26 protein-coding genes, 1 tRNA gene and 1 pseudogene are annotated in these 26,450 nt (G+C 58.8%); 12 read left to right on the top strand and 16 right to left on the bottom strand.

The features are described from left to right. Positions 1–2: 2 nt before the first annotated feature. On the top strand, positions 3–218 hold the full coding sequence (nqrM, locus tag ACKLKD_RS18525; protein WP_165931887.1) for a (Na+)-NQR maturation NqrM: 216 nt from the start codon (positions 3–5) through the stop codon (positions 216–218). A 221-nt stretch (positions 219–439) separates the two neighbouring features. Here nqrM and ACKLKD_RS18520 read toward each other — a convergent pair whose 3' ends face one another. Then, complete coding sequence (locus ACKLKD_RS18520; protein ID WP_025714961.1) at positions 440–1,306, bottom strand: glycerophosphodiester phosphodiesterase family protein; 867 nt, start codon at positions 1,304–1,306, stop codon at positions 440–442. A 159-nt stretch (positions 1,307–1,465) separates the two neighbouring features. On the opposite strand from ACKLKD_RS18520, the gene dinB reads away from it, so the two are divergent. Further along, the gene (gene dinB / locus ACKLKD_RS18515) at positions 1,466–2,521 is read left to right on the top strand and encodes a DNA polymerase IV (protein ID WP_025714960.1); all 1,056 of its coding nucleotides are present in this window, start codon (positions 1,466–1,468) and stop codon (positions 2,519–2,521) included. A 2-nt stretch (positions 2,522–2,523) separates the two neighbouring features. Further along, a complete protein-coding gene (locus ACKLKD_RS18510; RefSeq protein WP_080897022.1) occupies positions 2,524–2,976 on the top strand; it encodes a GNAT family N-acetyltransferase in 453 nt (150 codons plus the stop codon). Positions 2,977–3,018: 42 nt separating this feature from the next. Here ACKLKD_RS18510 and pepD read toward each other — a convergent pair whose 3' ends face one another. Then, positions 3,019–4,476: a cytosol nonspecific dipeptidase gene (gene pepD, locus ACKLKD_RS18505; RefSeq protein WP_025714958.1), complete on the bottom strand. Its 1,458-nt coding sequence runs from the start codon at positions 4,474–4,476 to the stop codon at positions 3,019–3,021. 257 nt (positions 4,477–4,733) lie between these two features. Here pepD and gpt point away from each other — a divergent pair, with 257 nt between their 5' ends. From gpt to crl, 3 genes are all read left to right on the top strand, one after another. Continuing rightward, entirely contained in the window at positions 4,734–5,192 is a 459-nt protein-coding gene (gene gpt / locus ACKLKD_RS18500; protein WP_002889733.1) for a xanthine phosphoribosyltransferase, read from the top strand. Positions 5,193–5,297: 105 nt separating this feature from the next. Continuing rightward, complete coding sequence (gene frsA, locus ACKLKD_RS18495; RefSeq protein WP_025714957.1) at positions 5,298–6,542, top strand: esterase FrsA; 1,245 nt, start codon at positions 5,298–5,300, stop codon at positions 6,540–6,542. 57 nt (positions 6,543–6,599) lie between these two features. Next, the gene (crl, locus tag ACKLKD_RS18490) at positions 6,600–6,998 is read left to right on the top strand and encodes a sigma factor-binding protein Crl (RefSeq protein ID WP_025714956.1); all 399 of its coding nucleotides are present in this window, start codon (positions 6,600–6,602) and stop codon (positions 6,996–6,998) included. Between the two features lie 97 nt (positions 6,999–7,095). On the opposite strand, the gene csiR is transcribed toward crl, so the two are convergent. From csiR to glaH, 6 genes are all read right to left on the bottom strand, one after another. Continuing rightward, the gene (gene csiR / locus ACKLKD_RS18485) at positions 7,096–7,788 is read right to left on the bottom strand and encodes a DNA-binding transcriptional regulator CsiR (RefSeq protein ID WP_025714955.1); all 693 of its coding nucleotides are present in this window, start codon (positions 7,786–7,788) and stop codon (positions 7,096–7,098) included. Positions 7,789–7,833: 45 nt separating this feature from the next. After that, positions 7,834–9,234, bottom strand: a complete 1,401-nt coding sequence (gene gabP / locus ACKLKD_RS18480; protein WP_002889795.1) for a GABA permease — start codon at positions 9,232–9,234, stop codon at positions 7,834–7,836. Positions 9,235–9,369: 135 nt separating this feature from the next. Continuing rightward, positions 9,370–10,653 (bottom strand): 4-aminobutyrate--2-oxoglutarate transaminase, encoded by a 1,284-nt coding sequence (gene gabT / locus ACKLKD_RS18475; RefSeq protein ID WP_025714954.1) that lies wholly within the window; start codon positions 10,651–10,653, stop codon positions 9,370–9,372. A 12-nt stretch (positions 10,654–10,665) separates the two neighbouring features. Then, positions 10,666–12,114, bottom strand: a complete 1,449-nt coding sequence (gene gabD, locus ACKLKD_RS18470) for an NADP-dependent succinate-semialdehyde dehydrogenase (RefSeq protein WP_087805546.1) — start codon at positions 12,112–12,114, stop codon at positions 10,666–10,668. A gap of 23 nt (positions 12,115–12,137) precedes the next feature. Continuing rightward, on the bottom strand, positions 12,138–13,406 hold the full coding sequence (gene lhgO, locus ACKLKD_RS18465) for an L-2-hydroxyglutarate oxidase (protein ID WP_080897021.1): 1,269 nt from the start codon (positions 13,404–13,406) through the stop codon (positions 12,138–12,140). A 27-nt stretch (positions 13,407–13,433) separates the two neighbouring features. After that, positions 13,434–14,411, bottom strand: a complete 978-nt coding sequence (glaH, locus tag ACKLKD_RS18460; RefSeq protein ID WP_025714951.1) for a glutarate dioxygenase GlaH — start codon at positions 14,409–14,411, stop codon at positions 13,434–13,436. Between the two features lie 461 nt (positions 14,412–14,872). Between glaH and ACKLKD_RS18455 the strand changes: the two genes are divergently transcribed. The 3 genes from ACKLKD_RS18455 (at position 14,873) to ACKLKD_RS18445 (ending at position 16,675) form a co-directional block, all read left to right on the top strand. Beyond that, positions 14,873–15,130 carry a YjhX family toxin gene (locus ACKLKD_RS18455; protein ID WP_002889848.1) on the top strand — a complete coding sequence of 86 codons (258 nt, stop codon included), beginning with the start codon at positions 14,873–14,875 and terminating at the stop codon, positions 15,128–15,130. 57 nt (positions 15,131–15,187) lie between these two features. Further along, entirely contained in the window at positions 15,188–15,937 is a 750-nt protein-coding gene (locus ACKLKD_RS18450) for an SAM-dependent methyltransferase (protein ID WP_080897020.1), read from the top strand. A gap of 273 nt (positions 15,938–16,210) precedes the next feature. Continuing rightward, positions 16,211–16,675: an HNH endonuclease gene (locus ACKLKD_RS18445; protein ID WP_025714949.1), complete on the top strand. Its 465-nt coding sequence runs from the start codon at positions 16,211–16,213 to the stop codon at positions 16,673–16,675. Between the two features lie 305 nt (positions 16,676–16,980). Here the strand turns inward: ACKLKD_RS18445 and ACKLKD_RS18440 are convergent. From ACKLKD_RS18440 to proB, 4 genes and pseudogenes are all read right to left on the bottom strand, one after another. After that, positions 16,981–17,103 (bottom strand): annotated as a pseudogene (locus ACKLKD_RS18440) (Arm DNA-binding domain-containing protein); the annotation flags it as partial. A 175-nt stretch (positions 17,104–17,278) separates the two neighbouring features. Then, positions 17,279–17,354 (bottom strand) — tRNA-Thr (locus tag ACKLKD_RS18435). A gap of 113 nt (positions 17,355–17,467) precedes the next feature. After that, positions 17,468–18,721 (bottom strand): glutamate-5-semialdehyde dehydrogenase, encoded by a 1,254-nt coding sequence (gene proA / locus ACKLKD_RS18430; RefSeq protein ID WP_080924522.1) that lies wholly within the window; start codon positions 18,719–18,721, stop codon positions 17,468–17,470. Positions 18,722–18,731: 10 nt separating this feature from the next. Continuing rightward, a complete protein-coding gene (proB, locus tag ACKLKD_RS18425; RefSeq protein WP_025714947.1) occupies positions 18,732–19,835 on the bottom strand; it encodes a glutamate 5-kinase in 1,104 nt (367 codons plus the stop codon). Between the two features lie 290 nt (positions 19,836–20,125). On the opposite strand from proB, the gene phoE reads away from it, so the two are divergent. Beyond that, complete coding sequence (phoE, locus tag ACKLKD_RS18420; RefSeq protein ID WP_025714946.1) at positions 20,126–21,178, top strand: phosphoporin PhoE; 1,053 nt, start codon at positions 20,126–20,128, stop codon at positions 21,176–21,178. A gap of 43 nt (positions 21,179–21,221) precedes the next feature. On the opposite strand, the gene ACKLKD_RS18415 is transcribed toward phoE, so the two are convergent. Continuing rightward, positions 21,222–21,788, bottom strand: coding sequence for an NlpC/P60 family protein (locus ACKLKD_RS18415; RefSeq protein ID WP_025714945.1), 567 nt, complete (start codon positions 21,786–21,788; stop codon positions 21,222–21,224). A 412-nt stretch (positions 21,789–22,200) separates the two neighbouring features. On the opposite strand from ACKLKD_RS18415, the gene ACKLKD_RS18410 reads away from it, so the two are divergent. Then, positions 22,201–23,070, top strand: a complete 870-nt coding sequence (locus ACKLKD_RS18410) for a DMT family transporter (protein WP_087805544.1) — start codon at positions 22,201–22,203, stop codon at positions 23,068–23,070. Between the two features lie 94 nt (positions 23,071–23,164). Continuing rightward, on the top strand, positions 23,165–23,842 hold the full coding sequence (locus tag ACKLKD_RS18405; RefSeq protein WP_087805541.1) for an HAD family hydrolase: 678 nt from the start codon (positions 23,165–23,167) through the stop codon (positions 23,840–23,842). Positions 23,843–24,190: 348 nt separating this feature from the next. Here the strand turns inward: ACKLKD_RS18405 and ACKLKD_RS18400 are convergent, their stop codons facing one another. The 3 genes from ACKLKD_RS18400 to phnE (ACKLKD_RS18390) all read right to left on the bottom strand — a co-directional run bounded on the left by ACKLKD_RS18400 (position 24,191) and on the right by phnE (ACKLKD_RS18390) (position 26,434). Further along, on the bottom strand, positions 24,191–24,361 hold the full coding sequence (locus ACKLKD_RS18400) for a LysR family transcriptional regulator (protein ID WP_085386411.1): 171 nt from the start codon (positions 24,359–24,361) through the stop codon (positions 24,191–24,193). Positions 24,362–24,680: 319 nt separating this feature from the next. Further along, on the bottom strand, positions 24,681–25,565 hold the full coding sequence (gene phnE, locus ACKLKD_RS18395) for a phosphonate ABC transporter, permease protein PhnE (protein ID WP_025713468.1): 885 nt from the start codon (positions 25,563–25,565) through the stop codon (positions 24,681–24,683). Further along, a complete protein-coding gene (gene phnE, locus ACKLKD_RS18390) occupies positions 25,562–26,434 on the bottom strand; it encodes a phosphonate ABC transporter, permease protein PhnE (RefSeq protein WP_025713469.1) in 873 nt (290 codons plus the stop codon). The genes phnE (ACKLKD_RS18395) and phnE (ACKLKD_RS18390) overlap by 4 nt, the downstream gene beginning before the upstream one ends. Between the last annotated feature and the right edge of the window lie 16 nt (positions 26,435–26,450).

The raw sequence follows: 26,450 nt of genomic DNA, 5'->3' as shown, positions 1-26,450 counted from the left end.
TGATGCTGACGGTATTTGTCGCAACCTTTGTGATTTTTGCGCTGTTGATCCTCGGCATGTCGCTGGGCTACCTGGTGAAGCGTAAGAGTATTCAAGGCAGCTGCGGCGGGATCTCGTCGCTGGGGCTGGAGAAAGTCTGCGACTGTCCGGAACCGTGCGATGCGCGTAAGAAACGTCTCGCCCGCGAGGCGCAGCGCCAGCAGCAGCGTATTTTGTAATGCCCGGCGGCGCTGCGCATGCCGGACCTGCGGCTTCGGTTTTGTAGGCCGGGTCAGGCGCAGCCGCCACCCGGCATAAAGCGGCTCCGTGCCCGGTGGCGCTGCGCTTGCCGGGTCTGCTGCTTCGGTTTTGTAGGCCGGGTAAGGCGCCAGCCGCCACCCGGCAACAACATGCCAGCAATGTGAGGCCGCTTTCGTGGCCTTTTTAGCCGTTGACTCCCTTACTGCCAGCTTTTCGCCTGTGCCGGAGAATCCACCATCACCCCGTCGGCGCCCAGCTCCTTCGCCGTGCGGTAGTCTTCCGCACTGTTGATACCGAAGAAAATAATGTGCGCTTTGCCCTGCGAACGGAAACAATCCATCGCCTCTTTATCCCAGGTAAGCGTCGCCGGGGAGCTCCCTTCCCCAAGGGTAAACTTCTCCACCACCTCCACCTTGCGCTTCAGCTCCAGTCCATACCACTGCTCACCATCGCGTTGACTCCCTGGCTGGCACTGATGGCTGAGCGAAATATTGGCAAGCCTGGTGCGGGTTTCACTGCGAGTGACAAAGCGAGGGATGGCTGGCGGCAGGGCGGCGATATAGCGGTCTTCGGTAGAATAAACCCGCACGCGATCGAGGCTGTTGGTGGCTTTTAACACTTCGAGCAGGCGTTCACCCATTATCGCCGGATCGGCATCCGGAGATTTGATATCGATATAGAAAAAAGTGTGCGGCCATTGCTGTAAAACGCTTTGCAAGGTCGGAATAGTGGCCTGCTTACCGCGCCACGGGTGGCTGTCATCCCCCCATTTCCAGCCAGCATCGACGTTCGCCAGCTCGGCGGCGCTTAAGCTTGAGACCTTACCCTCGGCATTGGTCAGGGCGGAAAGATCGCTTGACCGATAGAGCACCGGCACGCCGTCGCGGCTTAGCTGTACCGTCACCCAGATGGCCTCGGCGTGATTTTCCAGCGCCAGCTTAATGGCCGGCAGGGTATTTTCTGGCGCATCGCCGGTGCCGCCGCGGTGGGCTATCAGCTGTGGTGCGGCCCAGGCGCTGGCGGTGGCGGTGGCCAGCAGGCAAAGCGCGGTAAGTATTTTCTTCATGATTACATCTTCCTGATTTATCTTTTAACTCAATGAAAATAAACATTATTTATTGCAGTTTTATGTTTTAACCGCTTTTTTAGCCGATGAAATAAAAAAAGCATAAAATTCGTACCTGATTTTGCTATGCTGTATGGGTATACAGTGTTGAGTCTGACGATGCGTAAAATTATCCATGTCGATATGGACTGTTTCTTTGCGGCGGTGGAGATGCGCGACAATCCGGCGTTGCGCGATATTCCGCTCGCGATAGGCGGCAGTCGGGTACAGCGTGGCGTGATTAGTACCGCGAACTATCCTGCGCGTAAGTTTGGCGTGCGCAGCGCCATGCCGACGGCGACAGCGCTCAAGCTGTGCCCTCATCTCACGCTACTTCCCGGCCGCTTCGATGCCTACAAAGAAGCCTCGAACCATATCCGCGAAATTTTCTCCCGCTATACTTCGCGCATTGAGCCGCTGTCGCTGGATGAAGCCTACCTTGACGTCAGCGACAGCGTGCATTGTCACGGGTCGGCCACCCTGATAGCTCAGGAGATCCGCGAAACCATCGAACGGGAGCTGCATCTCACCGCCTCGGCGGGCGTGGCGCCGGTAAAGTTTCTCGCCAAAATCGCCTCCGACATGAATAAACCGAACGGCCAGTTCGTTATCGCTCCCCATCAGGTAGCCGAGTTTGTGCGGGCGCTGCCGCTGGCGAAAATACCCGGCGTCGGGAAGGTATCGGCGGCGAAGCTGGAAAATATGGGTCTGCGTACCTGTGGCGATGTGCAGAACAGCGATCTGGCTATGCTGCTCAAGCGCTTCGGTAAATTCGGACGTATTCTGTGGGAGCGCAGCCACGGGATTGATGAGCGGGAAATCCATAACGATCGGCAACGAAAATCGGTGGGCGTGGAGCGCACCTTAGCGGAAGATATTCATGAATGGTCAGAGTGCGAAGCGATTATCGAACATCTTTATCCCGAGCTGGAGCGGCGGCTGGCGAAGGTCAAACCGGACCTGCTGATCGCCCGTCAGGGGATTAAATTGAAATTCAATGACTTCCAGCTGACCACTCAGGAGCACGTCTGGCCGCGGCTGAACAAAGAAGATCTGATTGCCACCGCGCAGAAAGCCTGGGATGAGCGCCGCGGCGGACGGGGCGTGCGCCTGGTTGGGCTCCACGTGACGCTGCTCGATCCGCAGCTGGAAAGGCAGCTTTTATTAGGGATTTAACCATGGATATTCGTGCTTACCGCGACAGTGATTTGTCCCTGCTCTGCCAGATTTTCCTGCGCGCAGTGCGGGAAACGGCCAGTCGGGACTATACTCCGGCGCAGATCGCGGCCTGGGCGCAGGTGGATGAGACGCGCTGGCGACAAAAGCTGGCTGACTCAATCGGGCGGGTGGCTGTGGTCAACAGCCAGCCGGTTGGCTTTATCACCGCCATCGGGACGCATATCGATTTACTCTTTGTCTCGCCGGATCATGCCCGCCAGGGTATCGGCGGCGCGCTTATCGAGGCGCTCTGCGCTCAGTATCCAGAGCAAATCCTGACGGTGGACGCGAGCATTACCGCAAAGCCCTGTTTTACGGCCCATGGTTTTGACGTGGTGGCGGAGCAGCGGGTGGCTGCCCGTGGGGAGTGGTTTATTAACTACCGAATGGAAAAACGCGTGGCACTACGGTGATGCGGGGGAAAACCGGCGGCAGACAGCCGCCGGTTGTGGTGCTTATTTAGCCGGAATGGCTTTCAGTAGCTCGGTCAGCAGTGTCCAGTACTGGCCGACGCTCTCGATATGTACCTGCTCATCCGGGGAGTGCGGGCCGGTAATGGTTGGCCCGATGGAGACCATGTCCATCTCCGGATACGGTTTTTTGAACAGACCGCATTCCAGACCGGCGTGGATAATCTGGATGTTCGGCGTCTTGTTGAACAGACGCTGATAGGTCTCGCGCACCAGGTGCATCACCGGCGAGTTGGCATCCGGCTGCCAGCCTGGGTAAGCGCCTTTGGCTTCGGTTTTCGCCCCGGCCAGTTTGCCCAGTGAATCCAGCATGCTGACGACATAGTCTTTACCGCTGTCGATCAGCGAGCGGATCAGACAGTGGATCTGTACGTTGTCATCGGTCATGGTGACGACGCCGACGTTCAGCGAGGTTTCCACTACGCCTTTCGCCACGTCAGAGTTGCGAATAACGCCGTTCGGCGTGGCGTTCAGCAGGCGGATGAAACCGTCGCGGGAAGCCTGAGTCAGCGCCGCTTTGTCGTTATCGACCGCTTCCAGGAGCACCACCAGGTTCTTCTCTTTGGCCTCCAGCTCGTTTTTCAGCAGCGCCTGGTAAGTATTCACCAGCGCTTTCAGCGCATCGGCTTTATCCGCGGCGACGGCGACGGTCGCGTATGCTTCGCGTGGGATGGCGTTGCGCAACGTACCGCCGTTGAAATCGACCAGACGCAAATCCAGCTCATCGGCGTGGCCGGCGAGGAAGCGCGACAGCAGCTTGTTGGCGTTACCCAGACCCAGGTGAATGTCACCGCCGGAGTGGCCGCCCTTCAGCCCTTTTAAGGTTACTTTAAAGCTCTGGAAGCCGGCCGGAATCGCTTCGCGGGTCAGCGCCAGGTTAGAGGTGAAATCGATTCCGCCGGCGCAACCCATGTAGATTTCGCCTTCTTCTTCGGAGTCGGTATTGATCAGGATATCGGCCTGCAGCCAGTTGGCCTGCAGACCAAACGCGCCGTCCATACCGGCCTCTTCGGTCATGGTCAGCAGCACTTCCAGCGGGCCGTGAGCGACGCTGTCGTCGGCCAGCACCGCCAGTGCGGATGCCATCCCGATGCCGTTGTCCGCGCCCAGCGTGGTGCCGCGCGCTTTCACCCATTCGCCGTCAATGTACGGCTGGATCGGATCTTTAACGAAGTCGTGGACGGTGTCGTTATTTTTCTGCGGCACCATATCGAGGTGTGCCTGCAGCGCTACCGGTTTGCGGTTTTCCATACCGGCAGTCGCGCCTTTACGAATCAGAATGTTGCCAACCTGGTCGCGTTCCGCGTGTAAGCCTTTTTCTTTTGCCCAACCCATGATGTGCTCGGCGAGCTGCTCTTCGTGATAGGACGGGTGCGGGATGGAGCAAATCTTGGCAAAAATATCCCAAAGCGGTTGCGGGGATAATTGAGACAGTTCAGACACGGTAAGTCTCCTTACAGACGCCTGCATACAGCGGTTGCAGGACGAGGGTTAGCATTAAAATACACAACAAGCCCGGGCTTGCGCGATGGGGTTGAGAATACCACTTTCCACCGCCGCAGGTAGTGTAAACAACGCAAAAAGCGTTGCGCAAACCGCTTAACACTGGTTTTTAGTGCGTCAGATCTCTATAATCTCGCGCAACCATTTTCCCCCTCGAACATTATTTAAGCCGTATTACACAGGCTGGGACACTTCACATGAGCGAAAAATACGTCGTCACCTGGGACATGTTGCAGATTCACGCCCGCAAACTGGCCAGCCGTCTGCTGCCGGTTGAGCAATGGAAAGGCATTATTGCCGTGAGCCGCGGTGGACTGGTACCGGGAGCCTTACTGGCGCGTGAACTGGGCATTCGTCATGTTGATACCGTATGCATTTCCAGCTACGACCATGATAACCAGCGCGAGCTGAAAGTGCTGAAACGCGCGGAAGGCGATGGCGAAGGCTTTATCGTCATCGACGATCTGGTAGATACCGGCGGTACCGCCGTGGCGATCCGCGAAATGTATCCAAAAGCGCACTTTGTCACCATTTTCGCCAAGCCGGCAGGCCGCCCGCTGGTGGACGATTACGTGGTGGATATTCCGCAGGATACCTGGATTGAGCAGCCGTGGGATATGGGCGTGGTATTTGTACCGCCTATCGCAGGTCGTTAATTCTACAGGACAGTGCTATTTACCACGCCCGGCTTGCCGGGCGTGGTTTTTTTTATCCTTTAGCAGGTTACAATAACAGGAGTGGCACTACGACGGAGACTGCACATGTCACAGGCTAACCTCAGCGAAACGCTGTTTAAACCTCGCTTCAAACATCCCGAAACTTCTACGCTGGTGCGTCGGTTTTCTGCCGGAAAACCCCAGGCGATGCAGTCGGCGCTGAGCGGCAATCATGTGGATCACTGGTACCGGTTGATCAACCGCCTGATGTGGATCTGGCGCGGTGTGACCCCGCAGGAGATCCTTGATGTGCAGGCGCGCATTGTGATGAGCGAGGCCGAACGAACCGATCCGGAGCTGTTCGATACCGTCATCGGCTATCGCGGCGGCAACTGGATCTTTGAGTGGGCGAAAGAGGCGATGCTGTGGCAACAAAAGGCCGGACAGGAAGCCGATCCTTTGCTGAGCGGCCGTCACTGGCTGCACGCCTCGAATCTGTATAGCATTGCCGCTTATCCGCATATTAAAGGCGATGAGCTGGCCGAACAGGCGCAGGCTTTGGCCAACCGGGCCTATGAAGAAGCGGCCCAGCGGCTGCCGGGCTCGCTGCGCGAGCTGGAGTTCACTATCCCTGGCGGTTCGCCGATAACCGGCTTTTTGCATATGCCGAAAGGCGAGGGGCCGTTTCCCACGGTGCTAATGTGCGGGGGACTGGACTCGCTGCAGACTGATTATTACAACCTGTATGAGAATTACTTCTCACCGCTCGGCATTGCCATGCTGACCATTGATATGCCCTCCATCGGCTTCTCGTCAAAATGGACGCTAAATCAGGACACCAGCCTGCTGCATCAGCACGCGCTGCGCCATCTGGAAAATGTGCCGTGGATTGACCATACCCGGGTCGCCGCTTTCGGCTTCCGCTTTGGCGCCAATATCGCGGTGCGTCTGGGCTATCTGGAGCCGCAGCGGCTGAAGGCTGTAGCCTGCCTGGGCCCGGTGGTTCACGGCCTGCTGGTGGATCCCCTGCATCAGGGCCGCGTGCCGGAGATGTATCTCGACGTGCTGGCCTCGCGGCTGGGCATGCATGACGCGTCTGACGAAGCGCTGCGCGTGGAGCTCAACCGCTATTCTTTAAAAACCCAGGGACTGCTGGGGCGCCGTTGCCCAACGCCGATGCTTTCCGGCTTCTGGAAGGACGATCCGTTCAGCCCCGAAGAGGAGTCGCGGTTAATCACCTCGTCATCCGCCGATGGCAAACTGCTGGAGATCCCGTTTAACCCGGTGTATCGCAATTTTGATCACGCATTACGACAGATCGCCCGCTGGATTAATCATAGATTTGGTTAATTTATTGCTAAATTCTATTGGTTTGGTAAAACAGTTGCATCACTAAAGGAGATCGCAATGACGTTACCGAGTGGACACCTGAAAAGTAAGTTGATCAAGAAATTCACGGCGCTGGGGCCTTACATTCGCGAAGAGCAGTGCCATGACAACCGTTTCTTTTTCGATTGCCTGGCAGTTTGCGTCAACGTTAAGCCCGCACCGGAGAAGCGTGAGTTCTGGGGCTGGTGGATGGAAATGGAAGCACAAGAGTCACGTTTCACCTACAGCTACCAGTTTGGCCTGTTCAATAAAGAGGGCACATGGCAGGCGGTCGACATTGACGACCCGGAAGTGAGCGACAGACTGGAAAAAACGCTACGCGAGTTTCACGACCGCGCCGCGGCGCTGTTGACCACCTTTAATCTGAAGCTGGAACCGGCCGACGATTTCAGCGAACCGGTTCGCCTGCGGGCCTGATTGATCTACGGATACGATTTCTCCGCGCCCGTGCGGCGTGGAGAAGCGTAGCGAAGACTTTGCCGCCTCATCAGTACTCCCAACCCCGCCCTCTGACTCACCCTACCTGTGGCTGCAGCTTGCCAGCCATCGCCTGCTGAATAATCGGGATCGGGGTCAGTAAGTGCTCGCGCATCAGCGCGCTGGCTCGCCCGGCATCGCGCGCCAGAATGGCGTCCAGCAGGGTCTGGTGTTGAACATGCTTATCTTCCAGCATCTCTACCGACAGCACGGTGGTGCGCAGCCAGATGAAGCGGTAGCGCGCCGCCAGATCGAACAGCCGTTCGCGCATCTGGAGTAAGTACTGCGAGCCGCAGCCGGCGACGATGGCGGTATGAAACGCCTGATGGCGCTGGTCCCATTCATCGAGTAAGCGCTCACTGGCGTCAGAGGACTCCAGCTTGTTGAGCAGATGGGCGCGGGCCAGCAGCTCCGCTTCCCACTCGTCGCCGCCGCGTTCGATGGCGAGACGCACCAACATGGCTTCCATGTTGGCGCGCGCGTCAAAGATATCGAGTAGCTCCTGTTCCGACATGGGCGCCACCCGATAGCCTTTCTGATTAACCACCGTCACCAGCCGCTCGGCCACCAGCTGCGAGAGCGCCTCGCGCAGCGGACCGACCCCCAGGGCATAGCGCGAGGTTAACAGGCTCATCCGCAGCTTCTCATCGGGCTGGTAGACCCCGCGGATGATGTCGTTTTTCAACCAACGGTACCCGTCAATGGCCGTCGCCTGGGAAATGGCGGTCATGTTCTTACTCCTGAATACTCTTCCCGGCGGGCGCCGGGAACAGGGTTAACGCGTATTTTGCAGCGGCAGTTTTTGCCACAATACCAGCTTTTTCCAGCGCGACATAATCGGTACCGTACAAATAATTCCCAATGCTAACAGGCCGGTAGAGATCACCTCCAGCTGCTGTGCCGGACGGAACAGCATCACCACCAGCACGAAGGTGATAAAGGCGATCACCAGCCAGGTCAGGTACGGATAGAGCCACATTCTGAGACGGATTTCGCCGCCTTGTGCCTGAAGGATTTTGCGCATCCGCAGTTGTGAAACGGCAATCACCAGATAGACCAGCAGGGCGATGGCGCCGGAGCTGTCGATGAGAAATTTAAACACCTTCGCAGGGGCATAATAGTTCACCACTACGGTGAGGAACGCCGCGCCGGTGGAGAGCAGGACCGCCACGTACGGCGTTTTGCTGCGGTTGGTCCGGCCCATGATGGCCGGCGCATCGCCGCGACGGCTCAGGGAGTAGAGCATCCGCGAGGCGGTATACAGCGCCGAGTTCAGACAGCTGGTGACCGACAGGAGGATCACACCGTCCATAATCAGCTTCGCGTAGGGAATATGCAGCAGCTCCAGCACTGAGCGATAGGAACCGATGCTCTTCAGCCCCGGCATATTCCAGGGGATCAGGGCGACGACGATAAAGATCGAGCACAGATAAAAAATAGAGATACGCCAGATCACCGAGTTGGTGGCGCGGACGATGTGTTTATCCGGCGTGTCCGATTCGGCGGCGGCAATGGTGACGATCTCTGCGCCCATAAACGAGAACATGGTGATCAGCATCGCGCTCAGCACCGCGCCGAAGCCGTTCGGCATAAAGCCGCCGTGATCCCACAGACGCGAAATGCCGCTGACCTCGGCATACGGATAAAAGCCGGTAATGGCGACCGCGCCGAGGACGATAAACGCCAGTATCGCGATCACTTTGCACAGCGCCAGCCAGAACTCGAATTCGCCGTAGTTTTTGACGCTCAGCAGGTTACTGCCGGTGAGAGCGAGAGTGATGACCAGCGAGAACAACCACACCGGGACGCCCGGGACCCACGAATGCAGAATAATCGCCGCGATATTGGCTTCCAGCGGAATAACCAGAACCCAGAACCACCAGTACAGCCAGCCGATGGTATACCCCGCCCAGCGGCCGATGGCTTTATCGGCGTAGGTGGAAAAGGAGCCGGTATCCGGCGTGGCAACCGCCATTTCGGCCAGCATACGCATTATCATCACTACCAGCAGCCCGGCAAACAGATAGGCCAGCAGCACCGCCGGGCCCGCCTCGGCAATGGCGACGCTGGAACCGACAAATAAACTCGCGCCGATCACCCCGGCGATAGATAACATCGTGACGTGGCGCGACTTCAGCCCCGCCCCTAAATCCTGTGATTGCGACAGTTGCCCCATCATTTACCCTCTCGAAGTGTGTCACCTGGGAGAGCGCCCCGACGTTCCCGCGCCGGGGCACGCGTATTATTGTTGTTTTGCAGGTCTCGTCTTCATTCCCTTACAAACGTACTTCGTGTCCGCATGTCTGTTGTTCTATGCCTGTTTCGCCTCGCTAAAGCAGTCGGCGATGATCTTCAGCCCCTGCTCGATCTGCGCCTGTTCGATGGTCAGCGGCACCAGGATGCGCAGTACGTTGTAGTACGGCCCGCAGGAGAGCAGGATCAGGCCTTTGTCGCGGGCGCGGGCGACAATATCCGCCGTCAGCCTGGCGTTCGGCCTGCTGCGGTCGCCCTCTTCAAACAGCTCGATGGCGATCATCGCCCCCAGACCGCGCACATCGCCGATCTCCGGGTGATCTTCAGCGATCGCCTGCAGGCCCTGACGCAGGGTGTCGCCGAGCTGGTTGGCTTTTTCCAGCAGGTTTTCCTGCTCGAAAATCTGCAATACCGCCAGGGCGGCGGCGCAGGCGATGGGGTTGCCGGCGTAGGTGCCGCCGAGTCCGCCGGGGGCGATGGCGTCCATCACCTCGGCACGACCGGTGACACCCGCCAGCGGGAAGCCACCGGCGATGGATTTGGCGAAGGTGGTGATATCCGCCGCCACGCCCATCTGCTCCATGGCGAACAGCGTGCCGGTGCGGCCCGCGCCGCTCTGGACCTCATCGGCGATCAGCATGATGCCGTGCTCGTCGCATAGGGCGCGCAGGCGCTGCATAAAGGCCGGGGAGGCGGCATAGAATCCGCCTTCACCCTGCACCGGCTCGATAATGATGGCGGCGATATCTTCCGGCGCGGCATCGTTTTTGAAGATGCGATGAATGCTGGCGATCGCCTCGTCATCGCTGACGCCGTGCAGCGCGCACGGGTAGAGGGCGCGGTAGACGTGGCCCGGCATTAACCCCATACCGGCGGAATACGGGTTCACTTTCCCGGTTAGCGACAGGGTGTAATGGGTACGGCCGTGATAGGCGCCGGTGAAGGCGATAGCGCCGCTGCGCCCGGTTGCCGCGCGGGCGATTTTCACCGCGTTCTCCACCGCTTCCGACCCGGTGGTGACCAGCAGGGTTTTCTTGGCAAAATCACCGGGCACCTTCTGGTTCATCTTTTCACACAGCGCCAGGTAGGGCTCGTAGGCCAGCACCTGGAAGCAGGTATGCGACAGCTTTTTCAGCTGGTCTTCCACGGCGGCGACAATCTGCGGATGAAGATGCCCGGTATTGAGCACCGCGATCCCGCCGGCAAAATCGAGATATTCCCGCCCTTCGACGTCCCACACCCGGCAGTTCTCCGCCCGTTCGGCGAAAATAGGGTGGATCTGGCCGACGCCGCGCGGGACTGCGTCGCTGCGACGCGCCATCATTGCTTTATTGCTGTTCATCCGTCGCTCCTGTTACAGGCCAATACACATATATTTGATTTCTAAATAGTCTTCGATGCCGTACTTCGACCCTTCGCGGCCGAGGCCGGAGGCCTTGACGCCGCCGAACGGCGCGACTTCGGTGGAGATAATGCCGGTGTTGATGCCGATGATGCCGTACTCCAGCGCTTCGCCGACGCGGAAGACGCGGCTCAGATCGCGGGCGTAGAAATAGGCAGCGAGGCCGAATTCGGTATCGTTGGCCTGGGCAATGACGTCGGCTTCATCTTTAAAGCGGAACAGCGGGGCCAGCGGGCCGAAGGTCTCCTCTTTCGCCACTTTGGCGCTGTCGGGAACGTTGACCAGGATGGTCGGCTGGAAGAAGTTGCCGCCCAGGGCGTGCGGTTTGCCGCCGGTGACCACCTTCGCGCCTTTGGCGATGGCATCGGCAATGTGTTCTTCAACTTTGGCCACGGCTTTCTCGTCGATCAGCGGGCCGGTGGTGACGCCGTCCTGCAGGCCGTCGCCAATGCGCAGTTTTTCCACCGCCTGCTGCAGCTTCTCGGCGAAACGGTCATACACCCCGTCCTGGACGTACAGGCGGTTGGCGCAGACGCAGGTCTGTCCGGCGTTGCGGAACTTCGACGCCAGCGCCCCCTCGACGGCTTTATCGAGGTCGGCATCGTCAAAGACGATAAACGGCGCGTTGCCGCCCAGCTCCAGGGAGACTTTTTTGATGTCTTTCGCGCACTGCTCCATCAGCTGGCGGCCAATCTCGGTCGAGCCGGTAAAGGAGAGCTTGCGCACCAGCGGGTTGCTGGTCAGTTTGCCGCCGACCGCGCCGGCGGAGCCGGTGACCACGTTGAACACTCCGGCGGGGATCCCGGCGCGATTCGCCAGTTCGGCCAGCGCCAGCGCGGAAAACGGCGTCTGGCTGGCCGGTTTCAGGACCATGGTGCAGCCGGCGGCCAGCGCCGGGCCGGCTTTGCGGGTGATCATCGCCGCCGGGAAGTTCCACGGGGTGATGGCGGCGGTAACGCCGATGGGCTGCTTAATCACCAGCAGGCGTTTGTCGGCCTGATGGCCGGGAATGGTATCGCCGTAAATGCGCTTACCTTCTTCGGCGAACCACTCAATAAAGGAGGCGGCGTAGCTGATTTCGCCTTTGGCTTCCGCCAGCGGTTTTCCCTGCTCGAGGGTCATCAGGCGGGCGAGATCGTCCTGATTCTCCAGCATAAGATCGAACCAGCGGCGCAAAATATTCGCCCGCTCTTTGGCGGTCAGGGCACGCCAGGCGGAAAGAGCGCGATTGGCGGCTTCAATTGCTTCGCGGGTTTCGTCGGCGCCCATTTTCGGCACACTGCCGAGCTGCTCGCCGTTGGCCGGGTTGGTCACCGCAATCACATCGCCGTTGGGCGTATCGCGCCACTGACCATCGATCAGCGCCTGCTGGCGAAACAGTGTCATATCGTTGAGTTGCATAATCGCTTCCTGTCTTCAGGGGGTTAACGGGTAAAAGCGGCGTGTAGTGTCTCCACGCTACGTGCCGCACGCAGCGTGCGTCCGGGGTTGCTCTGGCTTTCCAGCAGGGTCTGTACCTTGCTGACGATGTGCGCGCCGATCGGGATAGCGGAGGTGGCCGCCGGCGATGGCGCATTGCAGGTGTGAATGGAACGCGCGGTGGTGACGAAGAGAAAATCGTCGATCAGCTTGCCCTGCGGCGAGACGGCCTGCGCCCGCACGCCGGCGGGCCAAGGGCGTAAATCGCTCAGCGTCAGACCCGGGCAGTATTTCTGCACCAGCCGCAGATAGCCGCTTCTGCACAGCGAATTCTTCATTTCGCCCAGTCCGGAGCGCAGGTTGTTTTGCAGTACCCGGCGGATGCCGGGCGAGGTGAGGATCTCCAGGGTATCGGCCAGCGAGATATCGCGCTTGCGGTAGCCTTCGCGCTTCAGAGCCAGCACGGCGTTGGGGCCGACGGTGACGCTGCCGTCGATCATGCGGGTCAGGTGGACGCCGAGGAACGGCATCGCCGGATCGGGGATCGGATAGATCAGATGGTTGACGATCTGGTTGTGCTGCGGCGCCAGCTGGAAATACTCCCCGCGGAACGGGCAGATGATAAAGCCGGGATCGACGCCAATCATTTTCACCAGCCGATCGGCCATCAAGCCCGAACAAGCGATCAGCGTCGAGGCCTCATATTCGCCGCCCTGGCGGGTACGGATCACCACGCCGCTGGCGTGCTCTTTCAGGGCGCTGACTTCGGCGTCGTAGACGATCGTTCCGCCTTTCGATTCGAAGTTTTTCGCCATCGCCGCCGCCACGTCGCGGTAGCTGACGATGCCGCTGGAAGGGACGAAGATCCCGCCGAGCCCGCTGATGTTCGGTTCGCGCTCGCGTAGCTCCCCGGCGCTTAGCCACTCGCGCTGCAGGCCGTTGGCGGCGGTGCGATCCCACAGGGCGCGCATCCGCTCCATCTCCAGCGGCGAGGTGGCGACCAGCATTTTGCCGCAGACGTCATAGCGGATGCCGTTCTGCTCGCAAAACGCTTTGGTGGCGCGGTTGCCGGCGAGGCAAAACTGCGCCTTGAGGCTGCCGGGGGTGTAATACACCCCGGCGTGGATCACGCCGCTGTTGTGGCCAGTCTGATGGCAGGCCGGGCCGGACTCTTTTTCCAGCAGCGCAATGCGGGCGTCCGGGTAAATCTCAATTAACTGCATGGCGGTCGACATGCCGATGATGCCGCCGCCGATAATCACGAAATCATACATCCGCTCAATTCCTTCGTCTGAGAACCCTTATTGATGAGTCTGGTAATGATTCGTGGAATACGCAAAGTAGCCGCGCTGGCGCATCAGCTCGCGGCGCAGGTCCGGGTGCGGCGTAAAGCGGTCGCGGCCGTGCAGCCAGAACAGGTTGTTAATCAGCAGGAATTTGCCCACCGGCACCGGTATTGAAAGGATGTTTTTGCTGGTCTCCAGCGCGTCGGAAAGGCGGCTCAGCCAGGTACCCTCTTCGAAATCTTTTGGCTGGACGAACTGGTCGATATAGCGCATGACCGGGCGGCCCAGCGAATCGACGTCGAACACCGGGTGGAAAACATCCTTGCTGACGTTTTTGCTCGGCGGCGCGGCCCAGCGCATCGGGCGGCGAGCCAGCGGGTCGCGGAAAAATTCGTCGAGATGTTCCCAGTCATCCAGATGCAGCAGCAGGGAATTGCCGCCCTGCATGTTCTGCTCGTCGATCTTCATCATCAACACGTAGTCGGTTTGCTCTTCGACGTAGGTGCCGTCGTTGTGCAGCTCCATCACGCGGTGCGGCTGGCGCAGATAGCTGTCGGAGTTATCGACGTTTTTCACCACGAAGCGGGCGTAATACTGGCCGCTCATGGCGTCGAAGTTGGAGCGGCCAATCAGGTGGGCGACGGCGGTGGCCAGCTTGACCATCTCTTCGGCCTGGCTGACGTTATCGATCCCTTCGCCATTGATCAGCAGCGCGCCTTCCGCACGATCGAGCAATGTTTTGATCAGCAACGGCTGCAGCTGGTTGCCGCACAGATCGTCGAGGATCTTGCCGACCTGGAAGCGTAGGAAAGATTTGTACTCCAGCGCCTGCACCGGCCACTGCGCGACCTGCTGCAGGAACTGCGTGGTCGTTTCGGCGGAAAAGGTGAGCTCCAGCAGGCGCGGCGACTGGGCGGAAGGGGCGACGGTAAAGCCAGGGTATTGCTGGGCTAACGGTGCGGGTGTCGGTTTTACTGCGGTCAGGGCGTTCATCAGGATCGTTCCTCACTATAAGGTCAGGGTGATGTTCATTTCGTAGCCATAAATTAAAAATATCTACATTTTTATAAAATGCGTACGAAATAGGCTTTTTGTTTCTATTTTGTGATCTAACAACAATTATTTAACAATACGGAGGGGAGATAAGGTGGTGGCTAACGTTGAGGAACAGAGCGGATGACGGATAGCGCAAAATGTGGAGAAGGTTTAGGGTAAATCGTAACACCGATCACAGTTTTTAATCTGTGCAATACCCTTATGAAACGAGGGTGTTAGTATTCAGCGGGTAAATACCTTTCAATGCTCATAGAGGCTTCGATGCTGGAGAATGTCATTATCAGATAATCAGCTTCCCGACCTGCCCAGGCCGGACTGATTATCGCTGCGCTTAAACCTTACGCACACACCTGCGGGTGTAGGCATGTTTTCGCACATGATAATGAACAGGTTTCAGTATGAATTTATCCCGTCAGGAACAACGGACCTTACACGTACTCGCCAAAGGTGGCCGTATTGCGCACGTCCGCGATACCTCCGGCCGCATTACCGCCGTTGAATGCTACACCCGCGAAGGGCTGTTGCTGAGCGACTGCACCCTTGCGGTCTTCAAAAAGCTCAAAACCAAAAAGCTGATTAAGTCGGTGAACGGCCAGCCGTACCGGATCAACACGACCGGTTTGAATAACGTTCGCGCGCAAGCGGACAACCGCTGAAATAGCGACCCGGGCAGGGTCGCTGTCCGGGCGTATGGCTCTCAAGGAGAAAACCTCATGATCGATATCCCTCGCATTTTTACCATCAGTGAAAGCGAACACCGTATTCATAACCCTTTTACTCCGGAAAAGTACGCCACGCTGGGACGGGCGCTGCGAATGGCGCCGGGCACCACCATTCTTGACCTCGGCAGCGGCTCCGGCGAGATGCTCTGTAGCTGGGCGCGCGATCATCAGATCGTCGGCACCGGGGTGGACATGAGTCTGCTGTTCAGTCAGCAGGCGGCCGCCCGGGCAGAGGCGCTCGGCGTCAGCGACCGGGTGACCTTTGTGCATCAGGATGCCAGCGGATATGTCGCCAGCCAGCCATGCGATATTGCCGCCTGCGTGGGGGCAACGTGGATCGGCGGCGGAGTGGCCGGCACGATTGAGCTGCTGAAGCAGAGCCTTAACCCAGGCGGCATGTTGCTCATCGGCGAGCCATGGTGGCGCAAACTTCCGGCCACCGCAGAAGAGGCGACCGCCTGCGGCGCGCAGTCACCCGATGACTTCCTGACGCTGCCGGCGCTGGTCGCTCACTTTGGCGAACTGGGCTATGACGTGGTGGAGATGGTGCTGGCCGACCAGGAGGGCTGGGATCGTTATGAAGCGGCGAAATGGCTGACGATGCGCCGCTGGCTGGAGGCCAATCCGCACGATGACTTCGCGCCGGAGGTTCGCCAGCAGTTGACCACCGCGCCGCTGCACCATGTCACCTGGACCCGGGAATATCTCGGCTGGGGCGTGTTTGTTCTGATGGCGCGTTAACCGGCATGTCGGTAGCGTCGTAAGGCGCTACCGACCACCTTCAGACCTTCAGTTCGTCGTAGCTGACCATGACGTGTTCTGGGCTATCACAACGTACGGTTGGGAGAGAAGGGGCGCAAAAGCGATGAGTCGCCTGGTGGTGGGTGAGCTGTGGGGGCTGGTTAGCCTTGCGCTAACGCGAATTCATCGATACAAGCGTATAATGCCCATCAATATGGCGCTTACATAAAATAAATAGCAGCAATCATCTTTGAACGAGAATAAGGCGAGGGAGTGGAAACATTAGTCATTCTGGCCGTAGTCGTATGGGTACTTTTCAAACTGGTTCAAAAGGTTACGGTCAAACTCTATCCTCCGGACACGACGACGGTACAGGAGAAGCCCGACACAACGCCAGCGACGGATGCCTGGGGAAATTACCCTAAAGCTGAAGAGCATGTCGTTTTGTTCGAACAGTACCGACGTGAGCAGGCGCTGCGGCAGCAAGCTGCTAAAGAGGCTGATACGTTCTACCGCTCAAGGGAGTGGCGGCGTTTACGTTACCAGGCGTTCCAGCGCTACGGCAATAAATGTTGCGTATGCGGGCGCGGCGCCAGTGACGGGATGGTGATGCACGTTGATCATATAAAACCGCGTTCTCTTTATCCGCATTTAGCCCTCGATATTGCCAATCTGCAAATCATGTGCAACGAGTGCAACGTCAGTAAGGGCAACAGAGATGAGGTTGAGTGGCAATAATAAGGATAAGAAAGCGGCGGGTTAGCAGAATTCTGCCTGCGAATTTTCAGCTTACCATTTAGCAAACCAAAAACTGTAATACGACTATGTGTATCAGTAGCGCAGGCCAGGGGGGAATGGGGATCTAATTTACCCAAATCATAATAAGGATATCCAACTAGTGATACATCAGGTAGTGGGTACTCTGCGTGTCGGACTAAACCATCCTGTTGGCAGGCAAATACCGCAATACGCTGGTCATGGGTGAATGCTGTGACGATAGAATGCCAGCTATCACCGTGTGGAGACGTTAACGTGATTTTTTACTTTAAACGCCAATAGCGTGACCCGTTGGTTTTAACCAATAAGCAGAGGCCACCACCATCCGCCATCTTGTAGGGTTTATCTTTGGGCTTGGCAGTCTCGACCTGTCTGGCATTAAGCTTCATCTGGGGGTATCTCCTTTATACCGAACAGCGAATACCCCCATTGATACCCCCAACTCACTGTAGATTTCTGTGAACGTGAGTAGACGAGCAGAGACAATAGGGGCTGTAAAACCGCATATTATAAGGGTTTAAAGGGTATTTGAGTAGACTTGGGGAGACGTTAAAATAGGTAGGATGGTGCCGATAATAGGAGTCGAACCTACGACCTTCGCATTACGAATGCGCTGCTCTACCAACTGAGCTATATCGGCCCTGCAAGAGGTGTTCACGAGCGTGAATCACGAGGCAAAAGGTTAGAACTTAGCGGGCGATGCGTCAATAGCCAGTGGAATCAACTGCCTATTTTTGCATCGCCCGTTCTCATTTACGCACGAATGGTATCGTCGCCGAAACCAATCCACTTGTAGGTGGTTAACGCTTCCAGCCCCATCGGGCCGCGGGCGTGCAGCTTCTGGGTGCTGACCGCTACTTCCGCGCCAAGGCCGAACTGGCCGCCGTCGGTGAAGCGCGTGGAGGCGTTCACGTAGACGGCGGAAGAGTCCACTTCATTGATAAAGCGGTTGGCGTTACGCAGGGTGCGGGTCAGGATAGCGTCGGAGTGCTGGGTGCCATGCTCGCGGATATGGGCGATAGCCTCATCCATATCAGCCACCACTTTGACGTTCAGATCCAGCGACAGATACTCGTCGTCATACTGCTCCGCTTTCACCGGCTCGACCTTCGCCGCGCCGTTTTGCAGCGCGGAGAGGGCGGAAGGGGCGGCGTGCAGGGTGACGCCGCTCTCGGCCATCTGCTTGCTTAACGCCGGCAGGAAGGTGTCGGCGATGTTGCGGTGCACCAGCAGCGTTTCCACGGTATTACAGGTGCTCGGCCGCTGGGTCTTGGCGTTGACGATGATCTTCAGCGCAGGGGCGATCTCGGCCGTTTCATCAACGAAGATATGGCAAACGCCAATCCCGCCGGTGATCACCGGGATCGTTGACTGCTCACGGCACAGCTTGTGCAGGCCAGCGCCGCCGCGGGGGATCAGCATATCGATGTATTTATCCATCTTCAGCATTTCGCCCACCAGCGCGCGATCCGGGCTTTCGATAGCCTGTACCGCGGCGGCCGGCAGACCGCACTCTTGCAGCGCCTGCTGGATCACCTTCACCGTGGCGGCGTTGGTGCGCCAGGTCTCTTTCCCGCCGCGCAGGATCGCCGCGTTGCCGGTTTTCAGACACAGGGAGGCGACGTCGACCGTCACGTTGGGACGTGCTTCATAAATCACGCCAATCACCCCCAGCGGGACGCGGCGACGTTCAATACGCAGACCGCTGTCCAGCAGCCCGCCGTCGATCACCTGGCCGACCGGATCGGCCAGATTGCACACCTGGCGCACATCGCTGGCGATGCCGCGCAGGCGCGCCGGGGTCAGCGCGAGGCGATCGAGCATCGCTTCACTCAGGCCATTGGCGCGCGCTTCGGCTAAATCTTCCGCGTTGGCGCGCAGAATATCGTCGGTCTGCGCTTCCAGATAATCGGCGATCTTTTCCAGTACCTGGTTCTTTTCCCGGCTGGAGAGTAACGCCAGCTGCCAGGAGGCCGCTTTGGCGGCAATGCCCATTTGTTCCAGCATTTTCAGCTCCTTAACGGATGATCATATCATCGCGGTGGACGGCCACCGGGCCGTATTCGTAGCCCAGAATGGCATCGATTTGCTGCGAGTGCTGGCCGGCGATAAGGCGCAGCGCATCGCTGTTGTAGCGGCTGACGCCGTGAGCGATATCGCGTCCTTCGCTATTGCGGATGCGGATCACTTCGCCGCGGGAGAAGTTGCCGCTGACGATTTTGATGCCTTTTGGCAACAGCGAGCTGCCTCTTTCGAGGATCGCCTGGGTTGCGCCCGCATCGACGGTGATTTCACCCGCCGGCGGCGCGCCGAAGATCCAGCGCTTACGGTTCTCCAGCGGGGATTCCTGGGCGTGGAAGCAGGTGCCTACCGGCAGGCCTTCCATCGCATGGCCGATGACGTCCGGGCGGTTGCCGGCGGCGATAATGGTATCAATCCCCGCCCGGCAGGCGACGTCCGCGGCCTGCAGCTTGGTGCCCATGCCGCCGGTGCCGAGTCCGGAGACGCTGTCGCCGGCGATGGCGCGTAGCGCGTCGTCGATGCCGTAGACGTCTTTAATCAGCTCCGCCTGCGGGTTGCTGCGCGGGTCGGCGGTGAACAGGCCTGGCTGGTCGGTTAACAGCAGCAGTTTATCCGCCCCGGCGAGGATCGCCGCCAGCGCGGAGAGATTGTCGTTATCGCCTACTTTGATTTCAGCGGTGGCGACGGCGTCGTTTTCGTTAATGACCGGGACGATGCTGTTATCCAGCAGGGCGCGCAGGGTGTCGCGGGCGTTAAGGAACCGCTCTCTGTCTTCCATATCGGCGCGGGTCAGCAGCATCTGGCCAACGTGAATGCCATAGATAGAAAACAGCTGTTCCCACAGCTGGATAAGGCGGCTTTGTCCCACCGCCGCCAGCAGCTGCTTGGAGGCGATGGTGGCGGGCAGTTCCGGGTAACCAAGGTGCTCGCGCCCGGCGGCAATGGCCCCGGAGGTCACGATGACAATACGGTGTCCCATGGCGTGCAGCTGTGCACACTGGCGCACAAGCTCGACGATATGGGCGCGGTTCAGGCGACGGGACCCGCCTGTTAAAACACTGGTGCCCAGTTTTACCACCAGCGTCTGGCTTTCACTCATGATTCTCTGCCGTTCAAAAGGAATATCGATATCGAGCTGATGTTGTAGCAGGAGTCGGCCCGCTTGCCAACACCCGGGGCGGCGGGCGCGCCATTTTATTGCGCGGGATCGGGCATTCTGGAGAGGGGATGTGACAAAAATATGTCAGATACATTTAAATACTCTTTTTTATAAAAAGTTCCACATTGTCATAAATATTTAATATCCCGGCGTTAAAAAACCTCCAGTTTTTGATGGGGCGAGCGCCCGCAATTGAATAGCGCGTATAAATAAATCACCAGGACTGAATAATGAAAAAGAGTACTCTGGCATTAATGATGATGGGCTTTGTGGCTTCAACGGCGACGCAGGCAGCGGAAGTTTATAACAAGAACGCGAACAAGCTGGATGTGTACGGCAAGATTAAAGCCATGCATTATTTCAGCGATTATGACAGCAAAGATGGCGATCAAACTTACGTGCGTTTCGGTATTAAAGGCGAAACGCAGATTAACGAGGACCTGACCGGCTATGGCCGTTGGGAATCTGAATTCTCCGGCAACAAAACCGAGAGCGACTCCAGCCAGAAGACTCGTCTGGCGTTCGCCGGCGTGAAGCTGAAAAATTACGGTTCTTTCGATTACGGTCGTAACCTTGGCGCCCTGTACGATGTGGAAGCCTGGACCGATATGTTCCCGGAATTCGGCGGCGATTCCTCTGCCCAGACCGATAACTTTATGACCAAGCGCGCCAGCGGCCTGGCGACCTACCGCAACACCGACTTCTTCGGTCTGGTGGATGGCCTGGATCTGACCCTGCAGTACCAGGGTAAAAACGAAGGCCGTGAAGCGAAGAAACAGAACGGCGACGGCGTCGGCACCTCATTAAGCTATGATTTCGGCGGCAGCGACTTCGCCATCAGCGCGGCCTACACCAGCTCCGACCGTACCAACGATCAGAACCTGCTGGCTCGTGGCCAGGGTTCGAAAGCGGAAGCCTGGGCGACCGGCCTGAAATATGACGCCAACAATATCTACCTGGCGACCATGTACTCTGAAACCCGCAAAATGACCCCGATCAGCGGCGGTTTTGCCAACAAGGCGCAGAACTTTGAAGCGGTGGCGCAGTATCAGTTCGACTTCGGTCTGCGTCCGTCCCTCGGCTATGTGCTGTCGAAAGGGAAGGATATCGAAGGGGTAGGGAGCGAAGATCTGGTTAACTACATTGACGTGGGCCTGACTTACTACTTCAACAAAAACATGAACGCCTTCGTGGATTACAAAATCAACCAGCTGAAAAGCGATAACAAACTCGGCATCAATGATGACGACATCGTGGCGCTGGGCATGACCTATCAGTTCTGATTAATCGCAGAACCATCCGCCGCAGCCCTGCTGCGGCTTTTTTTTAGCGGCGATTCTTCGCCAGATGCAGGGTGTCGCTGTTCATGGTGATCTGCGCGTTATACTCCTTCGGCAAACGGCGCGCCTGGTAGAACGCCGACTCCCAGTAAGGGTTGTCCAGCGAAGAGCGCATCACGCCCTGGCTGCTCGAGGCGTGAAGGAAATTATGATCGGTATCGTAAAAGCCAACGTGCATGCCGGCCCGGGTACGGAAGAAAACCAGATCGCCGGGACGTAAATCCCGCTTATTGACCCGCACGCCCATGTGCAGCAGCTCGCGGGTGGTGATCCGCTCCATCGGCAGGTTAAAGCGATCCTTCAGCGTGCGCCAGACGAAACCCGAGCAGTCGACGCCGCTTTGTTCAGTACCGCCCCATTCATAAGGGGTACCCTGCCAGGTGTGCATCTGGTCATGCAGGGCCGCCACCACCGGGATCAGATCGTCCGAACCGCCATCAATGGTCATCTCCGCATGAGAGTTGGTGTTCTTTGCCTGTTTCGGTGAGGAGGAGCATCCTGCCAACAACAAAAAAGGAATTAAAAAGAGAGCATGCGTCAGTTTTGGCTTCATATCGTTATTTTCGAAGTAGCAAGCAGACTGCTTTGTTTTATAGCCGATTAAAAACAACGGCTAAATAAGCCGAGGCCGCCTTTACGTTTATTTACGATTAAAAATAAACAACCTGCGAGGCGGATCACCCATAAAAGGCAGTTGTCACTTCCGAACGGCCTGTGCCAGGATTCTGATTAAACATTCCACGAGGCATTTCATGACGCATTACGCCATCTCTGGTGAGACTTTGCCCGGCGCCGCTTTCGACGCGGGGTGGATAACGTCTGCGCCTCATTATCGCTTCGCCACTGTCTGTCCACCGCCTCCCCCTCCAGACCGGGTAGTTTTCGGCGCTTAACGCCGTCTTTAGCAGGCGCTTACCTGCCGGTATGACGCTTGATACCTTGTGTTTGACGTTCTGGAGCATGCTATGCACGTTCGCTATTCTCTGCTCGCCTCGCAGGCGACAACGGCCCTTTTTGTGCTGCTGTGGGGCAGCGCGGCCATCTTCACCCGCTGGGGACTGGATAACGCCTCGCCGATGGCGCTGCTGGTCTTTCGTTTTCTGGTTGCCCTGGTCGCGCTGGCGCCGCTGGCTATCGTCCGTCGGCGCTGGCTGCCCGCGCCGGGCACCCGCCTGCAAACAGCGGCCACCGGTCTGATGCTGATTGGCGGCTATTCGGTCTGTTACTTCGAGGCGATGGCCAACGGCGTGACGCCGGGACTTATCGCCACCATCATGGGGATCCAGCCCATCCTTACGCTTTGCGTGGTGGAGCGCCGCCTGCAGGGGCGGCGGCTGTCAGGGCTGCTGCTTGCCCTGGCGGGGCTGGTGCTGCTGGTGTGGCGCAGCCTGGCGGCCTCGCCGATGGCGACGGCGGGGATCCTGTTTGCGCTGGCGGCGCTGCTGCTGATGACCTTTGGCGCGCTGTGGCAAAAACGCAGCCGTCAGGCGCCGGCGGATGTCCTGCCGCTGCAGTACGCCGTCAGTCTGGGGCTGTGCCTGCTGATCGCCCCGGTCAGCGGCTTTCAGTTTACCGTTAACGCCGGGTTGATTATTCCGGTGCTGTTTCTCGGGCTGTTGATTTCGGTGGTTGCCCAGCTGCTGCTGTACCGTCTGCTGAGCGCGGGAAATATCGTTAATGTCACCAGCCTCTTTTATCTGGTGCCGGTTATCACGGCGCTGCTGGACTATCTGCTGCTGGGCAATCGGCTGCCGGTCGCGGCGATGGTGGGTATGGTGGCGATCATCGGCGGGATCGTGCTGGTGTTCCGCACCGCGAAGGTCCGCGTCGGCTGATGGCGAACCGGGCGCTGCGGCGTCCGGTTCATTTTCCTGTCATCTTATTTACGCATGATCCCGGCCGCTTATTTTGATCAACAAGGGAAAGTACATGGGCAACTCGCTGACGATTTTCGATCTCGATAACACCCTGATACAGGGCGATAGTAGTACGATCTGGAGCCAGTTTATGGTTCGCGAAGGGCTGGCGACGCAGAAGGGGTATCTTGCCCGCGAGGCGCGGCTGATGGCGGATTATGACCGGGGAGAGATGAATATCGCCGATTATGTGGCCCTGATCCAGGCCCCGCTGGCCGGAATACCAAAGTCGGACGTTGACGCGCTGGTGGCCCGCTACGTGCGCGAGGCGATCCTGCCCCGGGTCTATCCGCAGGCGTGGGAACTTATCCGTCGTCTACGGGCCGAGGGGGAGCAGAGGCTGATTATCTCCGCCTCGGTTAGCCTGCTGGTGCAGGCAGTGGCCGCCGCGCTGGAGATTGATCAGGCGCTGGGCATTGACGTGGCGATGGTCGACGGCGGCTACAGCGGTGAAATCACCGGGATCCCCAGCTATCAGCAGGGGAAGGTGGCGCGTCTGGCGCAGTGGCGCGAGGCGCATCCGCAGTATGACGGCGAGGTGACGTTTTATACCGATTCCATTAACGATCTGCCGTTGTGCCTGCATGCGGATCGCGTGCGGCTGGTCAATCCCTGTCCGCAGCTGCAGGCAGCCGCTGCCGGATACGGCTGGCCGGTGCTGAGCTGGCGGCTGGAATCGCGGAGCGGATAAATTTTTCTACAGGCCTGTGGGCTCAGTCGTTCCAGGCCGGATAAGCCCTGTAGGCCGGGTAAGGCGCAGCCGCCACCCGGCGGAAAAACGGTACAAGCGTAAATTTCCCTGTGCATACAGCGCCTGGCAGGGCTACAACTTCTATGTTATTTCCGGACAGATTGCGCTCCCAATATTTTTTCTGCGCTATGTCACTCATGGCGCTGGGAGCGCACAGGGGGCGGCCAGTCGCCGCCGCCCCCTGTACCCCCGGGCTCCGGCCAGCAACATCGCCACTGTGTGGTGCCTTCGACTTATCCCTGCAGGCTTCGGGTCGGGCCGAGGCAGCGTCCCTGCAAAACACGGCCCTCAGCCCGCATCCATGCGGGCTGCCCCGGCCTTCCGGGAACGTCTCAGCGATGTTGAGGCCGCCAGCACCGGCAGTTTCAGCAGCCCCTGCGCCAGCGGTGATTTGGGGTTGTAGGCCGGGTAAGGCGCAGCCGCCACCCGGCATAAACGCAGCTCCGTGCCTGATGCCATCGCCTGGCGGCGCAGTTGCTTGCCGGGCCTGGAGACAGTCAGAGCCGGACGAGTAGGCCGGGTAAGGCGCAGCCGCCACCCGGTATAAACGCAGCTCCGTGCCTGATGCCATCGCCCGGCGGCGCCGTTGCTTGCCGGGCCAACAGACAGTCGGAGCCGGACAAGTAGGCCGGGTAAGGCGCAGCCGCCACCCGGCATAAACGCAGCTCCGTGCCTGATGCCAGCGCCCGGCGGCGCAGTTGCTTGCCGGGCCTGGAGACAGTCGGAGCCGGACGAGTAGGCCGGATAAGGCGAAGACGCCATCCGGCGCAAAGGCGCGCTAGCGTCCGCCCTGATACAGCGGCACCGCGGCGCCGCCGATATAACGACGGCGCAGCCAGGCGGAAAGGGTATCCATGATCATCACCACCGCCACCAGCAGCAGGGTGATAAACATCACCACATCCCAGTTCCACAAGCGCATATTCTCGGCATAGATAAGCCCAATACCGCCGGCGCCAACAAAGCCCAGCACCGCCGCGGAGCGGGTGTTGGATTCAATCTGATACAGGCTCAGCGCGAGAAAAGTCGGGAACGACTGGGTAAAAATGCCAAAGCGATGCTTTTGCAGGCCGTTCGCGCCCACGGCGGTCAGCCCGCGCCCGGGGGAGCGGTCCACAGCTTCGTGTCCTTCCGCGTACAGCCGTCCCAGCAGGCCAGTGTCCTGCATGATGATCGCCAGCACGCCGGCCAGCGGCCCGAGACCCACCGCGCGCACGAAAATCAACCCCCAGATAGCCATATCGATCCCGCGCAGCACATCAAACAGACGGCGCATCAGCAGGGCCAGGGTCCCCAGCACCACGCCGCGCATGATGTTGCGGGCGGCAAAAAAGGAGAGCAGCAGCGCCAGCACCGTGGCGGTCAGCGTCCCGGCGAAGACGATTGCCAGAGTGATGACGATTTGCGTGAAGTAATAGCCGAACGGCCAGTTCCAGAAGTCGTGCCAGACGAACATCCGCGCCAGGTAGCGGCCAATCTGCTGCAGGCCGGTGGTCAGCTGTTCGCCGCTGATGCCGAACTGCAGAAAAAACCAGACGTAATAGAGCACGCAGGCCAACGCCACCACCCCGACGTAGCGCAGGTAGCGCCCCTGGACCTGATAGAGCTGTTTATGCTGCCGCCGACTGGCGGCGATATCCGGTTGCATGTCCCAGACGCTCATTTTTTCCCCTCCAGTACCCACAGGCGTAGACGACCGGACAGCATGTCCAGCGCCGACACCACCACAATGATCAGCAGCAGAGTGATGCTCACCTGATCGTAGCGGTCGAGTTTGATGTTGGTCATCAGCTCCTGACCGATGCCGCCCGCGCCCACCAGGCCGAGAATCGTCGACGAACGGAAGTTGATTTCAAGCCGCATAAAGCCGTAGGAGAGAAACAGCGGTTTCACTTGCGGCCACAGGGCGAAGCGGATTTTCTGCAGCGGCGACGCGCCGCAGGCCGCCAGGCCGCGTACCGGTTTGTTTTGCGCGCTCTCCACCGCCTCGTAGAACAGTTTGGTCAGGCTGCCGACGGTGTGCAGCATCAGCGCCAGAAATCCCGGGATCGCGCCGATGCCGAACGCCATGACAAAGATCACCGCCCACGCCAGCTCGGGCATGGTGCGCAAAAACGCCACCAGTACCCGAATGGCAAAGCGTACCGGCGCCGGGGTCCAGGCGTTGTTGGCGGCGAGGAACGCGAAGATGGTGGCAATGGCGACCGCCACCAGCGTCGAGGCCAGCGCCAGCTGCAGGGTTTCCCAGATGAGCGGCAGCTGGATCGGCAGGCGATAGCCCCACCAGGCCAGCGAGCCTTTGGTCTGCACATCGGCGAACAGGTTACCGGCACTCAGAGGCGGAATGGTCTCTGCCATATAGTCAAAGAAGTGGGGCAGCGAGTGCCAGATGGTCAGCAGATTAAATTCTGCGGCGCTGCCGGCGGCAAAATAGAGCGCCAGCAGGAGTAACGACCAGCAGACGGTATCGCGCTTTTGCCGCGAGCGTACCTGCTGGTAATAGCGTTCAAATTCGGTGTGGGTCGTCTTCATGCGTCGGGGATCTTCA

The organism is Klebsiella sp. 10982, from assembly GCF_048589245.1.
Taxonomy (GTDB): Bacteria; Pseudomonadota; Gammaproteobacteria; order Enterobacterales; family Enterobacteriaceae; genus Klebsiella; species Klebsiella quasivariicola.
This window is presented reverse-complemented; position numbering and strand designations above follow the sequence as displayed.

Bases quoted from the DNA above. Each gene is read 5' to 3' on its own strand.
- dinB (WP_025714960.1), top strand. From the start codon at position 1,466: ATGCGTAAAATTATCCATGTCGATATGGACTGTTTCTTTGCGGCGGTG.
- ACKLKD_RS18410 (WP_087805544.1), top strand. From the start codon at position 22,201: ATGCACGTTCGCTATTCTCTGCTCGCCTCGCAGGCGACAACGGCCCTT.
- ACKLKD_RS18455 (WP_002889848.1), top strand. From the start codon at position 14,873: ATGAATTTATCCCGTCAGGAACAACGGACCTTACACGTACTCGCCAAA.
- lhgO (WP_080897021.1), bottom strand. From the start codon at position 13,406: ATGTATGATTTCGTGATTATCGGCGGCGGCATCATCGGCATGTCGACC.
- ACKLKD_RS18405 (WP_087805541.1), top strand. From the start codon at position 23,165: ATGGGCAACTCGCTGACGATTTTCGATCTCGATAACACCCTGATACAG.
- gabT (WP_025714954.1), bottom strand. From the start codon at position 10,653: ATGAACAGCAATAAAGCAATGATGGCGCGTCGCAGCGACGCAGTCCCG.
- frsA (WP_025714957.1), top strand. From the start codon at position 5,298: ATGTCACAGGCTAACCTCAGCGAAACGCTGTTTAAACCTCGCTTCAAA.
- crl (WP_025714956.1), top strand. From the start codon at position 6,600: ATGACGTTACCGAGTGGACACCTGAAAAGTAAGTTGATCAAGAAATTC.
- phoE (WP_025714946.1), top strand. From the start codon at position 20,126: ATGAAAAAGAGTACTCTGGCATTAATGATGATGGGCTTTGTGGCTTCA.
- glaH (WP_025714951.1), bottom strand. From the start codon at position 14,411: ATGAACGCCCTGACCGCAGTAAAACCGACACCCGCACCGTTAGCCCAG.
- proA (WP_080924522.1), bottom strand. From the start codon at position 18,721: ATGCTGGAACAAATGGGCATTGCCGCCAAAGCGGCCTCCTGGCAGCTG.
- ACKLKD_RS18520 (WP_025714961.1), bottom strand. From the start codon at position 1,306: ATGAAGAAAATACTTACCGCGCTTTGCCTGCTGGCCACCGCCACCGCC.
- phnE (WP_025713469.1), bottom strand. From the start codon at position 26,434: ATGAAGACGACCCACACCGAATTTGAACGCTATTACCAGCAGGTACGC.
- proB (WP_025714947.1), bottom strand. From the start codon at position 19,835: ATGAGTGAAAGCCAGACGCTGGTGGTAAAACTGGGCACCAGTGTTTTA.
- gpt (WP_002889733.1), top strand. From the start codon at position 4,734: ATGAGCGAAAAATACGTCGTCACCTGGGACATGTTGCAGATTCACGCC.
- csiR (WP_025714955.1), bottom strand. From the start codon at position 7,788: ATGACCGCCATTTCCCAGGCGACGGCCATTGACGGGTACCGTTGGTTG.
- gabP (WP_002889795.1), bottom strand. From the start codon at position 9,234: ATGGGGCAACTGTCGCAATCACAGGATTTAGGGGCGGGGCTGAAGTCG.
- ACKLKD_RS18400 (WP_085386411.1), bottom strand. From the start codon at position 24,361: ATGGCATCAGGCACGGAGCTGCGTTTATGCCGGGTGGCGGCTGCGCCT.
- phnE (WP_025713468.1), bottom strand. From the start codon at position 25,565: ATGAGCGTCTGGGACATGCAACCGGATATCGCCGCCAGTCGGCGGCAG.
- ACKLKD_RS18450 (WP_080897020.1), top strand. From the start codon at position 15,188: ATGATCGATATCCCTCGCATTTTTACCATCAGTGAAAGCGAACACCGT.
- gabD (WP_087805546.1), bottom strand. From the start codon at position 12,114: ATGCAACTCAACGATATGACACTGTTTCGCCAGCAGGCGCTGATCGAT.
- ACKLKD_RS18510 (WP_080897022.1), top strand. From the start codon at position 2,524: ATGGATATTCGTGCTTACCGCGACAGTGATTTGTCCCTGCTCTGCCAG.
- ACKLKD_RS18415 (WP_025714945.1), bottom strand. From the start codon at position 21,788: ATGAAGCCAAAACTGACGCATGCTCTCTTTTTAATTCCTTTTTTGTTG.
- nqrM (WP_165931887.1), top strand. From the start codon at position 3: ATGCTGACGGTATTTGTCGCAACCTTTGTGATTTTTGCGCTGTTGATC.